Source organism: Streptomyces sp. A012304 (assembly GCF_026008495.1).
Taxonomy (GTDB): domain Bacteria; phylum Actinomycetota; class Actinomycetes; order Streptomycetales; family Streptomycetaceae; genus Streptomyces.
In genome coordinates, this window is the sequence record NZ_BQUN01000103.1 from 140,696 (window position 1) to 154,672 (window position 13,977).

Annotated in this window: 9 protein-coding genes and 1 pseudogene; 4 read left to right on the forward strand and 6 right to left on the reverse strand. The window is 69.2% G+C overall.

What is annotated here, in order from left to right; genetic code table 11:
- Window positions 1–234: 234 nt before the first annotated feature.
- A complete protein-coding gene (locus ALMP_RS26360; protein ID WP_264932495.1) occupies window positions 235–867 on the reverse strand; it encodes an HAD family phosphatase in 633 nt (210 codons plus the stop codon).
- A gap of 169 nt (window positions 868–1,036) precedes the next feature.
- On the opposite strand from ALMP_RS26360, the gene ALMP_RS26365 reads away from it, so the two are divergent.
- Window positions 1,037–1,903 carry a GNAT family N-acetyltransferase gene (locus ALMP_RS26365; protein WP_264932497.1) on the forward strand — a complete coding sequence of 289 codons (867 nt, stop codon included), beginning with the start codon at window positions 1,037–1,039 and terminating at the stop codon, window positions 1,901–1,903.
- Window positions 1,904–2,042: 139 nt separating this feature from the next.
- Here ALMP_RS26365 and ALMP_RS26370 read toward each other — a convergent pair whose 3' ends face one another.
- Complete coding sequence (locus tag ALMP_RS26370; protein WP_264932499.1) at window positions 2,043–3,251, reverse strand: MFS transporter; 1,209 nt, start codon at window positions 3,249–3,251, stop codon at window positions 2,043–2,045.
- 138 nt (window positions 3,252–3,389) lie between these two features.
- Between ALMP_RS26370 and ALMP_RS26375 the strand changes: the two genes are divergently transcribed.
- Together ALMP_RS26375 and ALMP_RS26380 are read left to right on the forward strand one after the other, a co-directional pair.
- Complete coding sequence (locus ALMP_RS26375) at window positions 3,390–3,854, forward strand: MarR family winged helix-turn-helix transcriptional regulator (RefSeq protein WP_264932500.1); 465 nt, start codon at window positions 3,390–3,392, stop codon at window positions 3,852–3,854.
- A gap of 9 nt (window positions 3,855–3,863) precedes the next feature.
- On the forward strand, window positions 3,864–4,316 hold the full coding sequence (locus ALMP_RS26380; RefSeq protein ID WP_264932502.1) for a GNAT family N-acetyltransferase: 453 nt from the start codon (window positions 3,864–3,866) through the stop codon (window positions 4,314–4,316).
- A gap of 69 nt (window positions 4,317–4,385) precedes the next feature.
- Here ALMP_RS26380 and ALMP_RS26385 read toward each other — a convergent pair whose 3' ends face one another.
- The 4 genes and pseudogenes from ALMP_RS26385 to ALMP_RS26410 form a co-directional block, all read right to left on the reverse strand.
- Window positions 4,386–5,771: a serine hydrolase gene (locus ALMP_RS26385; RefSeq protein ID WP_264932504.1), complete on the reverse strand. Its 1,386-nt coding sequence runs from the start codon at window positions 5,769–5,771 to the stop codon at window positions 4,386–4,388.
- Window positions 5,772–6,195: 424 nt separating this feature from the next.
- Window positions 6,196–7,480: pseudogene (locus ALMP_RS44185) on the reverse strand (NAD(P)/FAD-dependent oxidoreductase).
- A gap of 57 nt (window positions 7,481–7,537) precedes the next feature.
- Window positions 7,538–8,221, reverse strand: coding sequence for a haloacid dehalogenase type II (locus ALMP_RS26405; RefSeq protein WP_264932511.1), 684 nt, complete (start codon window positions 8,219–8,221; stop codon window positions 7,538–7,540).
- A gap of 598 nt (window positions 8,222–8,819) precedes the next feature.
- Window positions 8,820–10,037: a helix-turn-helix domain-containing protein gene (locus ALMP_RS26410; RefSeq protein WP_264932514.1), complete on the reverse strand. Its 1,218-nt coding sequence runs from the start codon at window positions 10,035–10,037 to the stop codon at window positions 8,820–8,822.
- Between the two features lie 867 nt (window positions 10,038–10,904).
- Here ALMP_RS26410 and ALMP_RS26415 point away from each other — a divergent pair.
- On the forward strand, window positions 10,905–13,931 hold the full coding sequence (locus ALMP_RS26415) for an aminotransferase class III-fold pyridoxal phosphate-dependent enzyme (RefSeq protein WP_264932516.1): 3,027 nt from the start codon (window positions 10,905–10,907) through the stop codon (window positions 13,929–13,931).
- Window positions 13,932–13,977: the final 46 nt, after the last annotated feature.

The following is a 13,977-nucleotide window of genomic DNA, read 5'->3' on the forward strand; positions in this document are numbered from 1 at the left end:
CATCCCACCCCCTGTGGATACCCCGGCCGCATAACCGAAATCGCGGGTCTTCGATCTCTCCGTCCCGTTAGGCTGCATTGCCCTGCTCTGGCCCACACGGAATGCCTACACCGCTTGTCGCGGATCACGCCCCGGACACGAACCGGAGTCGACCATACCGGCCGCCGCTCCGCACACAAGTCCCCCCTTCCCCCCTCACCGCATGACCAGGGTGCGAACGGCCGATTCCTTCAATTACCGGGCGTGCCGCACCAATTCATAGGCATCCCACAGATCCTTCCCCGCGTAGGAGTGGGTGGCCAGTCCCGCCAGGTGAGCATCCGCATTGACCGCCACGGACATCGGCACCGCGCCGAACAGGTCTTTGTCGGAGAGCGAATCGCCATACGCGACGCAGTCCGCCCGCGTCACTCCGAACTCGCCACACAGCCGGTCGGCGATCACCACCTTCGCCGCGGAGTTCAGGACACCCGTCGGGTCCAGCGGCTCGGTGAACGGCACGGCGGGGAAGCGAGAACCGTGTGCCGCGTGTGCACCCCAACCGGTCAGCTTCTCCACGAAGAAGGAAGGCGAGAGCGACACGACCGCGCAGTACTCGCCCCGACTCCTGATCGCCGCCCAGACCTCACGAATGCGCGCCAGCCAGGGAGCCCCGTCGAACGCCGCCGTGACATGTTCCTCGGTGAGTCGCGTCCACATCGCGTGAACACGCGTCGCGTACTCCGGCGGTTCGATCGTTCCGGCCAGGATCGCCTGCTCCAGCGCGACCGTCTCGGCTTCCACGCCTAGTTGCCGTGAGATCTCCAATGGGGCGGACGTCCCGTGCAACAGCGTGCCGTCGAGATCGAAGAGATGAAGCCTCGCCATGGGGACGAGGCTAACGGAGGGGTTTTCGACCGAACTCGCCGACGTTTCACGTGAAACAGGCCGGTGTCTGTCGGTCTTCTGTGCAGTTGACCACGACATGGCCAAAAGCACGTACGTCTCGACGGAAACAGGTGGACGCCGAGGGGGCTGGTCGGACAGCCTGACCTGCGTGTCGACTCCTTCCCTCGCCGCTCTCCCCATCCGCCGTCTGACGCACCGTGATCTCACTGCCTGCGCCGACTTGTCCGAGGACCGGGGGTGGCCACGCGAAGAGCACAAGTGGGGTCTCCTCCTCACCGCCGGGAAGGGCTACGGCATCGACGACCCCGAGGGGGGGCTCGTCAGCGCTTGTGTCGTCACCGAGTACGGCCCGCACGGCCGGCCCACGCTCGGGGCCATCGGCATGGTGCTGGTCGCCGAGCGGCACTCCCGGCAGGGCATCGGCCGACGGCTGATGCGGCATGTCCTCTCCGCCATGGGCACCACACCGCTGACCCTGCACGCGACACCGAACGGCCGCCCGCTCTACGAAGAGCTCGGTTTCAAGGTGACTGGACGGGTGGAGATGCTGCGCGGGCACTTCACCGCAGGCGGTCCGGCGCCCCGTACCGCCACACGCGCGGCCACGGCGGAGGACCTCGCCGCGATACTCAGCATCGACGAGGAGGTGTTCGGCACGGATCGCACCCACATCATCACCCGCCTGCCGGCCTTCGCGGACCAGTTGCACGTCGCTGAGGAGAACGGCCGCATCATCGGGTACGCGGGCGCCTGGCCCAACATGGAGACGCATGTCGTGGGCCCGCTGGTGGCCCGCGACACGGAGACGGCCAAGGCGCTCATCACGTCCCTCGCCGCCCACACGGACCGCCCGCTGCGCACCGACATCGACGTGCGTCACGAGGAGCTGCTGGCGTGGGCGAAGGACCATGGGCTCGCGTCGGTCGCCTTCAACGCCGTGATGACGTATGGGATCACCGAGCTCCCCGGGGACTGGGCCCGACGGTTCGCGCCGCTGACGGTGGCGGCGGGCTGAAGCAACGGACGACGCCGGCCCGGTGAGGGGCCGACGTCTGCTGTCCGCGATCGGGCTGCGGCGTGCGCCAGATCGAGCGGGGTGGGTACGGCCGACCTGGCAGGCTACGGTCGAGCCGCGTCCTGAGAAGTCCCCGTCCTCAGTGATGGACGGCCGTGCGCGGCTCGGACGGCGCGCTTCCGGCCACGACGGGGCTCGGGGTGCTCGAACGGCGCTCCAGTGCGGCTGAGACGAAGGCCAGCACCAGGGCGGCCGCGGCGAGGGCGGCGCCGACCCAGTTGGGGGCTGTGTAGCCCAGGCCGGCGGCGATGACGAGGCCGCCGAGCCAGGCGGACAGGGCGTTGCCGAGGTTGAAGGCGCCGATGTTCACGGCTGAGGCCAGCGTTGGGGCGCCGTGCGCCTGGTCGAGGACGCGCTTCTGCAGTGGCGGGACGGTGGCGAAGCCCAGGGCGCCGATGAGAGCGATCGTGACGGCCGCGAGGACCTTGTTGTGCGCGGTCAGGGTGAACAGCGCGAGGACGACCGCCAGAGCGCCCAGAGAGACGTACAGCATCGGCATCAGGGCGCGGTCGGCGTACTTGCCGCCGATCAGGTTGCCGCCGACCATGCCGAGCCCGAAGAGGACCAGCAGCCAGGTGACGGAGCCGTCGGCGAAGCCGGTCACATGGGTCATCATCGGCGCGATGTAGGTGATGGCCGCGAAGACTCCGCCGAAGCCCAGGACGGTCATCGCCATGGCGAGCAGGACCTGGGCGTTCTTGAACGCGGCCAGCTCGTGGCGGAGTCGGACGCCCTCGGCCCGGGGCATCTCGGGCACCAGCCTGGCGACACCGGCCAGGCCCACGACGCCGAGCGCGGCGACGATCGCGAAGGTGACGCGCCAGCCGATGCTCTGGCCGATGAGGGTGCCCAGCGGAACGCCGACGACGTTGGCGACGGTGAGACCGGTGAACATCATCGCGATGGCGCCGGCCTTCTTGTCCGGCGCGACGAGATCGGCCGCGACGACGGAGCCGATGCCGAAGAAGGCGCCGTGGGCGAGCGAGGCGACCACGCGGCCGATCAGCATGACGGCGAAGGCCGGGGCCACCGCCGAGAGCAGGTTGCCGACGATGAACAGGCCCATCAACAGCATCAGCATCCGTTTGCGGGGCACCTTGGTCCCGAGGACGGTCATCAGCGGAGCGCCGAACATCACGCCGAGCGCGTAGCCGGTCACGAGGAAGCCGGCCGTGGGGATGGAGACCCCGAAGTCGCCCGCGACCTCGGGCAGCAAGCCCATGATCACGAACTCGGTCGTCCCGATTCCGAAGGCGCCGATCGCGAGGGCCAGCAGCGCGAGAGGCATGGGGTACACCTTCCAGACGATTGCATGTGCGCTTAACTGGCGAGGACAATAATTGCAGACGCGCTTTATTTGCAAGCGCTGGATATTTCGAAGCTGCTCTATCCTGGACGCAGCCGCTCCGGGACGGAGGAAACGTTCATGACTGCGACGGACCCCGCACTCACCGCCCTCGCCCAGGGCTGGTGCGCCCTCTCCCTGCTCCACGGGAGGATCGAGGCCCGCATCGAGCGCGCGTTGCAGGCCCGGCACGACCTGAGCGTTCGCGAGTACTCCCTGCTCGACGTGCTCAGCCGCCAGCACGACGGCGAGGGGGGCCATCTCCAGATGAAGCAGGTCGCCGACGCGGTCGTCCTCAGCCAGAGCGCCACGACGCGGCTGGTCACCCGGCTCGAGGACCGCGGTCTGCTCGAGCGCTACCTGTGCCCCACCGACCGCCGCGGCATCTACACCAACGTCACCGAGGCCGGCCTCCACCTGCTCGACGAGGCTCGGCCGACCAACGACGCGGCACTGCGCGAGGCCCTCGACGAGGCGGCGAAGAACCCCGAACTGGCGCCACTGGTACGGGCCGTGGAGACGTTGAAGGCGCCCACTCCTGCGTAGGCTGCGGGCATGGGAGATCTTGAAATACGCGCAGCTGTCACCGGCGACCTTCCCGCGATCGTCGCCATGCTCGCGGACGATCCGCTGGGCGCCCAGCGGGAGTCTCCGGACGACCTCAGCCCGTACCGGACCGCCCTCGAACGGCTCAGCGCGGATCCGAACCAGCGTCTGGTCGTCGCCGTGCGCGAAGGGCGCGTCGTCGGCACACTCCAGCTGACGATCGTCCCTGGTCTCTCCCGGCGCGGCGCGACCCGGTCGATCATCGAGGGTGTGCGCGTCCACGCCGACGAGCGGGGCAGCGGCCTGGGCACCCGATTCATCGAGTGGGCCATCGAGGAATCCCGCCGCGAGAACTGCCAGTTGGTGCAGCTCACCTCCGACAACTCACGCACCGATGCCCACCGCTTCTACGAGCGGCTCGGTTTCGTGGCCTCCCACGTCGGCTTCAAGCTCCAGCTCTGAGGCTCGACCGTGAGGAAGAAGGCGCCGTGTTTCACGTGAAACACGGCGCCTTCTTCCTCACGCGCTCGGTCAGCCGATCCCCCGCCATCCCTCAGGGTCGACGCCACCGGGCACAGCGGCCTCCTGGTCGTACGGCTGACGCGTGAACACGAACGATCCGAGGTCCAGATGGTCGACGGCCCCGTCCGGGCGTCGTACGGCCCGCAGGACCTCGCCGGCGAAGTAGCCCTCCAGTCCCGTCCAGGTTCCGTCGCTGTTCGGGCGGAAGCGGGAGCGCCGGCCGCCGCCCGAGAGCGGTCCGAGGGAGGCGAAACCGTCGGCCGTCAGCCGCAGGGCGAAAGGACTGGTCCCCCAGTACCACTGACCCACCAGCTCCAGGGCGGAACGATCGATCTCCGGCAGCGGGCGCCACGGCTCGGGGATCCGCGGTTCGGCCTCGGCGACGATCCGCACAAGGTCGGCTCCCACCTGGGACACCATCGGGCCGGAGGTGCAGTTGGTGAGCACGACTGCGGCGACGTCGTCGGCCAAGCTGAGGGTGAGGCTCGCCAGGAAGCCCGGAACCGACCCGGAATGGCCCACGAGGAGCCGCCCGCCCTGGTTCTCGATCCGCAGACCGAGTCCGTAGGCGCTGCCCTCCACGAAGTCCGTCAGCTCGGGCGGTGCCGCGGGGGTACGCATCTCCCGCAGGGACTCCGCACTCAGCACCCGGTCGTCCCCACGCGCCAGGAAGGCGGCGAACCGCGCGAGATCGCCGGTCGTGGACCAGAGCTGACCGGCCGCGGCCATCCGTCCGAAGTCCTCGGTGGGCTCCGGCATCATCACATCGGCCCAGGGATGCACGGCCCATCCACCGGCGTGTGGATACTCGGGTCGAATACCCGTGCGCTCCAGCCCCAGAGGTTCGAGCACTTCCCGCCGTAGTACGTCGTCCCACGGGGCGCCGCGCAGCTCCTCGACGAGAGCGCCCAGGAGGCTGTAGCCGGGGTTGGAGTAGTGGAAACGGCGGCCGGCCTTGTGGAGGACGGGTTGGTCGCCGAGGACGTCGGTGAGGCCGGGCCGCAGCGCCCCGGGCGTCCGCTCCCACCACGGGCCGGGCGACTCGGCGGCCAGGCCGCCGGTGTGGGCGAGCAGTTGGGCCACGGTGGCCTCCCCCGCCCCGGTGCCCGGCAGGTGTTTCTCCAGCGGGTCCTCGAGGTCGAGCGCCCCCTCGTCACGCAGCCGCAGCACGAGCACCGCGGTGAAGGTCTTGGTGATCGAACCGATCCGGTACTGCACGTTCTCGTCGGGCCCGTGGCCATCGACCGAGGTGCGCGAGCCGTGCCACACGGCTCGCCCGTCCCGTACGACCGCGGCCACGAGCGACGGTGCCCGTCCTTCGGCCTGGGCCACGGCGATCCGGTGCAGCAGCGCACGACGCGTGCCGGGAAGCAGCTCTTCCTGAGGTGTTGTCATGGGCCCAGTCCACCCGGCCGGGCGGTGCACGTCGAGCGCATTTCGACGGGGCTGTAGGATCTCGCGGCTCGTGCCATAGAGCACAGCCCTGACCAGGGGTTCCTGCGCTGTCTCAGCCCGTGCATGGCGGCCTCCTGGGCGAGGTCTAGGAGCTGAGCGGTGTCGACGGCTCGGACGGTGCGGGGAAGGGTCGGGGCCATGTCGAGATGATGCCAAGAAGCCTTAGCGGGGCCGAGAGGTCAGCCGGGCTGTGATCCCGGACCTGCTGTCGTACTCATCGAGGCGGCTTCATAGCCCGACCGCGCTCGACGCGTTGGAGCAGTGCTTGCCCGAGGTCCCGCTCCAGGCGGTTGATCTGAGTGACCAGGGTTGGCTGGTATCAGTAACTGCGGCACGCAACTTGACGAATGCCTCTTGCCGAGGGTCAGCGCAGCCGGTCCTTGGCCTTGTAGTACGCCCCGCCGAAGGGCAGGAACCAGGCGGTGCCGTTGTAGAACGGCACCGGAACCTTGGGGAAGCCGAAGCCGCGCATGGGGTTGGCCTCCGGGTGGCCGTCCATCACCTCGGCCATGGCGCGGCCCATGTAGGTGGCCATCTGAACGCCGTGGCCGCAGTAACCCATGGAGTAGTAGAGGCCGTTGTCCTCGCCCGCGTGCGGAACGCGGTCCCAGGAGAAGCCGACCATGCCGCCCCATACATAATCGATCTTCACCCCGGCCATCTGCGGGAAGATCTCGGTCATCTCCCGCTTCAGGACGTCACCGCTCTTGACGTCCGAGGCGGGGTCGGAGGGGGCGAAGCGGGCCCGGCCGCCGAAGGCCAGGCGGTTGTCCGGGGTGATGCGAATGTGTAGTGGCCGATGTTCTTCGAGGACACGACCACGCGGTTGTTGGGGATGAGCTGCCGGGCCCGCTCCTCGCCCAGTGGCTCGGTGACGATGACGAAGCTGCCGACGTTGATCAGCCGCTTGCGGAACCAGGGCAGCGACTTGTCGGTGTAGGCGTCGGTGGCCGCCATGACCTGCTTGGCGCGGATGGTGCCGTGCAGGGTCTCGACGAGGAAACCGCCCTCGGGGAGGCGGTGCAGCGCGGTGGCGGCGTTGCGTTCGTGGATCTGAGCCCCGGCGCGTTCGGCGGCCTCGGCCAGGCCATGGACGTATTTGCCGACGTGAAGGTGCGCGCTGAGCGGGTCGAGCAGGGCGCCGTGGTAGTAGTCGGAGCCCAGCTCGGCACGTAGATCGCTCTTGCTCAGCAGCGTGGTGTCGTGGCCGAAGTTGTCGGCCAGGTCGCGCTGCTTGGCCCGCATGCTCTCGAAGTGCTGCGGCTTGAACGCGACGCCCAGACGCCCTACGCGGTGGAAGTCGCAGTCGATCTGCTCCTTGACCGTCAGCTCCTCCACCAGGTCCACCGCCTCGCGGAAGGCGTCGTACAGTTCCCGGGCCCGCGACTGCCGTAGCGCTTGCGCGCCTCGGCTGGGCTGATGGTGATGCCCTGGGTGCACATGCTGCCGTTGCGCCCGGAGGCGCCGGAGCCGACCTTGTCCTTCTCCACGAGGACGACGCGGGCGCCCTTGCGTGCCGCGTGGTAGGCGCTGGACAGGCCGGTGAGGCCGCCGCCGATGACCACCAGGTCCGCCTGATCGGGCAGGGGCTTGCCGGTCCGGTCGGGGAAGGCAGGAGCTGTGTCGAGCCAGTAGGGGATCTGCTTCATGACATACCTCCTCGGGTCTTCCTGGTGGTCCAGGGGTGTGTTGTCCGGGTCCCGGCTTCAGCAGCCGAGCAGGGCCGGCAGGCCGGACAGGTCGGGCAGCTCGTCGAAGGGCTGGTAGTCGGCGCTGCCGCGGGCGCCGATGGAGCCGTTGTGGCCGTAGCGGTTGATCCACACGCGGCGAGCGAGGCCGAGGTCGCGGGTGGGGATGAGGTCGTACTCCCAGCCCTGGGCGACGTGGATGACCTGGGCGGGGTCGATGTCCATGGCCTGGAAGGCGTACTCGAAGGTCTGCCGGGACGGCTTGTACGCCTTGGCCTGCTGGGCGGTGATGACATGGTCGAACTCGACGCCCATGTTGGCCAGGTTCTGGGCGATGAGGTCGTCGTCCGTGTTGGAGATGATGGCGATCTCGTACCGGGACTTCAGCGCCCGCAGGGCGGCCGGGACCTCGGGGTGGGGGCCGAAGGTGGGCACGGCCGCGACCAGGGCCTCGCCGTCGGAGTGCCGGTACTCCAGGCCGTGCAGACGCATCGCTATCTCCAGGCTGGCGGGCAGCAGCTCGCGGAAGGGGCGGTATGCCTCCAGGACGGCGTGGAACCGCATGATGCGGAAGTCGTCGAGGAACTCGTCGACGTTCAGACGGTCCAGGTCCAGCCGGTCGGCCAGAACCTTCAGGGTGGTGGGGCCGAGCTGGAAGTCGACCAGGGTGCCGTAGGCATCGAAGGTGACGATCTGACGCATGATATTGAACCTCTTTCCAGGCATATGGGACATTACGTTTGCCGGGAGTCACGATCTCGTCGAGTGCGGCCAGGTCGGCCGCATCGGAAGTTCAGGAGGCTGCCGAGGCGTTGGGGCGGCGACCTGTTGAGGGGGCATGGGAGCTGAGGGGGTGCCCGAGGGGTTGCCGCTGGAGGACGAGCCCCCCGGCAGGCCGGGGACGGCGAATGCTGATCAGGTAGTCGGCGGCAGGATCATTGCTGCCCCGATGCGATGAGCCGCTCTCCGGCTCGAGGTGTTGCGTCAGTGAAGCACTGTGGAGAATCCGGCGACAAGGGACGTGAGGCCGCGAGATCGACCGCGTATTTTGTGCCTGTGCACAATTTTCTGTCAGGGATCCCCTGCAGTTCCGCTCGAACCGCATGGTCTCTGAGAGGCACCGCGAGCGGCTCCGGACTGCGGCCGCTCGGCGCTGCTGCCCGGCGGCATGACCGGGCTGTCGGCCGCCAAGGCTGCCGTCCTCATGAAGGGCATGTGGCCTCTGACCGCCACGCTTTGGCTCCAGCTCTCTCGGTCGCGGCCCCGGCCGGTTGCCTCGACCCGTCCAGCGATCGGTGGATCAGGACATCGTCGCCCGGAAGCGGGCGCCCGCGTCCGTCTCCAGCCAAGCCAGGGCGAGGACCAGCCGGGCGGCGTCGTTCGGTCGGGACAGCTTCAGCCCGGTCGCCTCTTCCGCAGCCTGCAGGCGATTGCCCACCGTGTTCCGGTGACGGTAGGTGCGTGCGGCCACCTCAGCGACCGAGCCCAGGTCCAGGTACCAGCGCAGGGTCTCGACGATGCTCTCGCTGTCACGCAGCCCGAGCAGTGGGCGCAGCACGCCGGTGGCCATCGCACCGGTGAGCTCCTCCTGCGCCGACATGATCGCCCCGATCCAGTGGCCCTCCACGTGCCGCACTCCGGGCTGCGCGGAGCCGCGGATCGCGGCACGTGCGAACCGGATGCCCCGCGCCGTCAGCGCCAGGCCGGGGACTTCCGCGACGCCGCAGCGCCACGGGGCGAACGGCCGGAGCATGGCAAGCACGGCCTCTTCATCGCGCCGTCCGTGACCGATGATGCCGAGGAGCTCGTCACCCATCCATCCGAAGTGACGTACCAGGCCGCCCCGACGCAGCGCGTCGTCGACCTGGGACACAGCCGGGTCCCCGGTGGGAACGGATTCGACCACGACCACGGTCAGGGCGACGTTCTCGGAGAAGCCCAGCAACGTGGAGGCCTCGGCGACGATGGAGGGATCCTGCTCCCCTTCCAGGACCAGGCGGCTGAAGGCGCGGTTGCGCACCTCCGTACGACGGCTCGCCAGGTCGCGCTCGGTGCGGCGGTAGGCGTCGACGACCTCGACGCTGTTGGCGTCCGTCGCCTCCCAGACGCGGATCAACCCGTCGAGGAAGTCGGGATCGGCGCTGATGCCACGTGCTCGCCCCTCTGCGAGCACGGCCTCCCACAGGGTCCTGAGGTCCAGCTGGAAGGAGTGCATCAGAGCGGTCAGGGGAAACGCCTGCTCCGCTCGCTCGCGTCCCACGTCCTCGGTGGCGCGCGAGACCGTCCGGGGCACGGGACCGCCGGCCAGCCGGGTCAGGGCGAGTTCGAGGGTTCGTCGCATCCCCTCCCGTTTCTGGACCGGGTCCCAGTCCGCCGACGCGTAGGCGGGCTCCTCGGCTTCCAGTTGTTCGAGAGCACGAGAGGTCAGTTCGTCGAGTCGTTCCTCGAGGAGCCGGCGCGCGATCGCCTGCACGGCGTCGTGGCGAGCCCCGCCCTGACGGCGTCCCGGGCCGCTCATGAGGACCGCCTCTCCCGACGACAACCGTCACCGGACGGATCCGGGGCCGTCTCCGGGTAATGCCGCTGACATGCCGCCGGGGCTCCCTGACAGAGATTGTGCACAGGCACAAAATACGGGGTCGATGTCGCGGCCTCGCGTCCCTTGTTGCCGGATTCTCCGCGGTGTTTCATCTGACGCATCACCTCGGGCTGGAGAGACCTCGTGACATGACCACGCGCTTGGAGCAGTTATGGCACTTCCGTAGGCACCTGATCCTCAGTCCGTCACCTTGAGGAGGCGCTGCTGAGGGGCGCCGCGTTGCTCGGCTCAATGTCGGCCTTCCGCTAAGAAGCCCACCAGGAGGCGAGGACCAGGGCGGCCGAGCCAACCGGTTCGCCAGGCAGAGCGGGATCGAGATCACCCCAGGACTCCCGCAGAGACTACGCCGTGCTCAAGGCGACGGTCGAGGACCATGAGGACACCGCTGGACGCCGCCGAGGCGCTGCGCGGGGTGCTCGCCGCCAACGTCACCTGGGGCGCCATGACCGCCGCCGCGTGAGCTGATGACCGGTCTCGATGAGAGCTCCGCCTTTGACGGACGACCCGCCTCGGACCTGATCGCCGACCAGGTGTTGGAGAGCGTCCTGGCCCGGGTCCCACTTGGTCGAGGTCTGCGCAGCCCGTGAAGCGATCGAGGCACAGCCGCGGCAGCCCCGCCCGCCGCCCTCGGGAACCGCAACCGATCGGACCGTCCGGGAGCCGGCTGACCGCGTCGGGCAAAGGTCCGACACGGGTGGCGGCGGGGGACTGACCACGACCTGAGCGTCGTGGCGCGGGCCCCCGGTGAGTGATGAGCGACCTGACGACGAGAGAGAGAACGCACCGATGACCTCAGCGACCACCACCGGCCAGGACGGAACGACCATCCCCGGTCACACCGGCCAACTGCCGGGCTCGCTCCTCGATCACGTGCTGCGGCAGTCCTTCGGACTCGAGGGATACGTCCAGCACCCCCTGGGAGGGGAGGTCGACCAGAACGTCCGGATCACCGGCGACGACGGCATGCGCTACTTCGTACGGGTCACCCGCGCGGAGCCGGACTCGGCCGACGTTCTCTGGCAGAACTCGCTCTTCCAGCACCTGGCCTCCACCGTTCCCGGCCTTCCGGTGCCACGGTTGGTCCCGACACGCGAGGGGAAGTTCCTTGCCGCCGTCGTCCACGAGGGCCGAACGCACGTGGTTCGCGTGATGAGCTGGCTTGAGGGCCGGGTCCTGGCGGATCTCGACGACCACCCCGCGGCGCTTCTGCGCCAGCTGGGAGAAGCCGCCGGGCGGCTGAGCCTCGGACTCTCCAGCGTGGAGCCACCGGTGGGCCTGGAACCGCACGACTGGGACATGCGCCGGGCCGCTGAGATCGTCGAGGCGTCGCTGCACGCTGTACAGGACGCGGACCGGCGGGAGTCGGTGCGCACGATCATGGGCTGGTACGACGAGCTCCTGCCGGCATGGGACCGACTGCCTCGGAGCGTCGTACACCAGGATCTCAATGACGCCAACGTCCTGGCCGACACCGACGAGGACGGGGTGCTGCGGATCTCGGGCATCGTCGACCTGGGCGACTCGCTCTACAGTGTGCGCGCGGCTGAGGTGGCGATCGCGGCGGGCTACGCCATGGTCCGCAAGGCCGACCCGCTCGCTGCGGCGGCCGAAGTCGTGGCCGGCTTCCACTCGGTGCTCCCCCTGACGGCCGAGGAACTGGCGGCTGTCTATCCGTTGGCGGCCGCCCGGCTGTGCATGAACGCCGTGACGTGGACGCGCCGGGTCGCCGAGAGCGACACGCCGTACGGGCGGACCCGCATGCAACACACCTGGCCCGCGATCGCGCAGGTGGCCGAGGTCTGCCCCGACGTCGCCGAGGCGACGTTCCGGGTCGCGTGTGGGCTCCCCCCGACGCGGGAGCAGCGAGGTTTGGAAGAGGTCCTGGCAGAGGCGGCCCGAGACGGTGCCCCGCACACACCGGCCCCGCAGCTGCTCGACCTGCGACCGGCAAGTGATCTCTACGACGAAGTCGACTGGCACGACGCGAGGGCGGTGCGCGCGAGCATCGACGACGTCCTCGACGGACGACGGCGGCGGGGCTACGTGCCCCACCTCAGCGCATCGCTGCTCCTGGGGGGCCGGCGCCGCCCGGGAGCCGACGAGCCCGCGACAGTTCAGGTCGGCGGCTCGCTGATCGTGGCAGACGCCGAGGAGGTTGCCAGCCCGCTGTCCGGCGTCGTCGAAACCCGCGGTGGCGCCGGGATGCCGTTGGTACTGCGACATGCGGTCGAGGGGCTGGAGTTCTGGACGTGCTGGTGGGGACTCGACGACACGCCGCCCGTCGCGGCGACGGTCCCGGCCGGGGCGCCGTTGGGACGCGCCGGCGCGAGCGAGGAGACGGACCCGCTCGGGTCCTGCGTCCAGGTACAGGTCCACCGCACCGCGCGGATGGCCACGTGGCCGCCGCCTCGTGTCGTGCCGCCTTCCGCACGGCAGGTGTGGAGCCACCTGTCACCCGACCCCGCCCGGCTTCTCGGGTTCACCGAGTCCCCCGCCGCGGCCCCCACCATCGACGACGTCGTCTCAGTGCGCCGTCGCCACATCGCTCGCTCCCAGCGCAACTACTACCGCACCCCGATGAACCTTGTGCGTGGGCGGGACGTGTGGTTCCACGACGAGGACGGCCTTGCCTATCTGGACTCGCTGAACAACGTCACCCACGTCGGCCATGCCGAGCCACGGGTGACGGCCGCCGCCACCCGACAGATGCGCAAGCTCAACACCAACAGCCGTTTCGTCTACCCGCAGATCGCCAGTTACGTGCAGAAGCTGGTAGCCACGCTGCCCGACCCGCTCGAGGTCGTCTTCCTCGTGTGCACCGGCAGCGAGGCGAACGACCTGGCGCTGCGGATCGCCCGCCAGGTGACAGGTCGTCAGCACATCGTCAACATCGACGGCGCGTACCACGGAAACACCGGTGTGGTGACCGGGATCAGCCCGAACCGCTACAAGGGCCCCGGCGGCGCCGGTGCGCCCGCGACCACCCACGAGGTCGTCATCCCGGACCGCTACCGCAGCACCTACGGGTACGACGACACGGACGCCGGAGTCAAGTACGCGCGCGACGCCGCGGCTGTCATCGAGCGGATCACGGCCGACGGCCGACCCCCGGCCGCCTTCATCGCCGAGTCCCTGATGGGATCGGGTGGGAACATCGTGTTCCCCGACGGCTACCTCGACGGCGTGTTCACCGCTGCCAGGCGGGCGGGCGCGCTGTGCATCTCCGACGAGGTCCAGGTCGGCGTCGGACGACTCGGGCCGTGGTGGGGGTTCGAGCTCCAGGGGGTGGTCCCGGACATCGTCACGATGGGCAAGCCGCTCGGGAACGGGCATCCCCTCGCGGCGGTGGTCACGACTCGGGAGATCGCCGACGCGTTCGACACGGGCATGAAGTACTTCAACACCTTCGGCGGCAACCCGGTCTCCTGTGCGATCGGCGAGGCCGTGCTCGACATCGTCGAGCAGGACGGGCTGAGGGAGAACGCCGTGAGCGTGGGCGGGTACTTCGCCCAGTCGCTGCGAGAGCTCCAGCAGCGCCAGCCGGTCATCGGTGACGTGCGGGCGGAAGGGCTCTACCTCGGCGTCGAACTGGTCCGTAACCGCACCACCAAAACGCCGGCCACTGAGCAGGCCTTCATGGTCACCGAGCTCATGAAGGAGCGAGGCGTCATCGTCTTCCCCAATGGCGTGCACGACAACGTACTGAAGATCAAACCGCCCATGACCTTCCGCCGCGAGCACGTGGATCTCTACGTCGACGTACTGGACGAGGTCCTGTCCCTTCCCGAGCTGCGCTCGGCCGTTCAGTCCTGAGACGGGCAACCGTCCACTGAGGCAGTGAACGAGAGTGGCCCGCGAA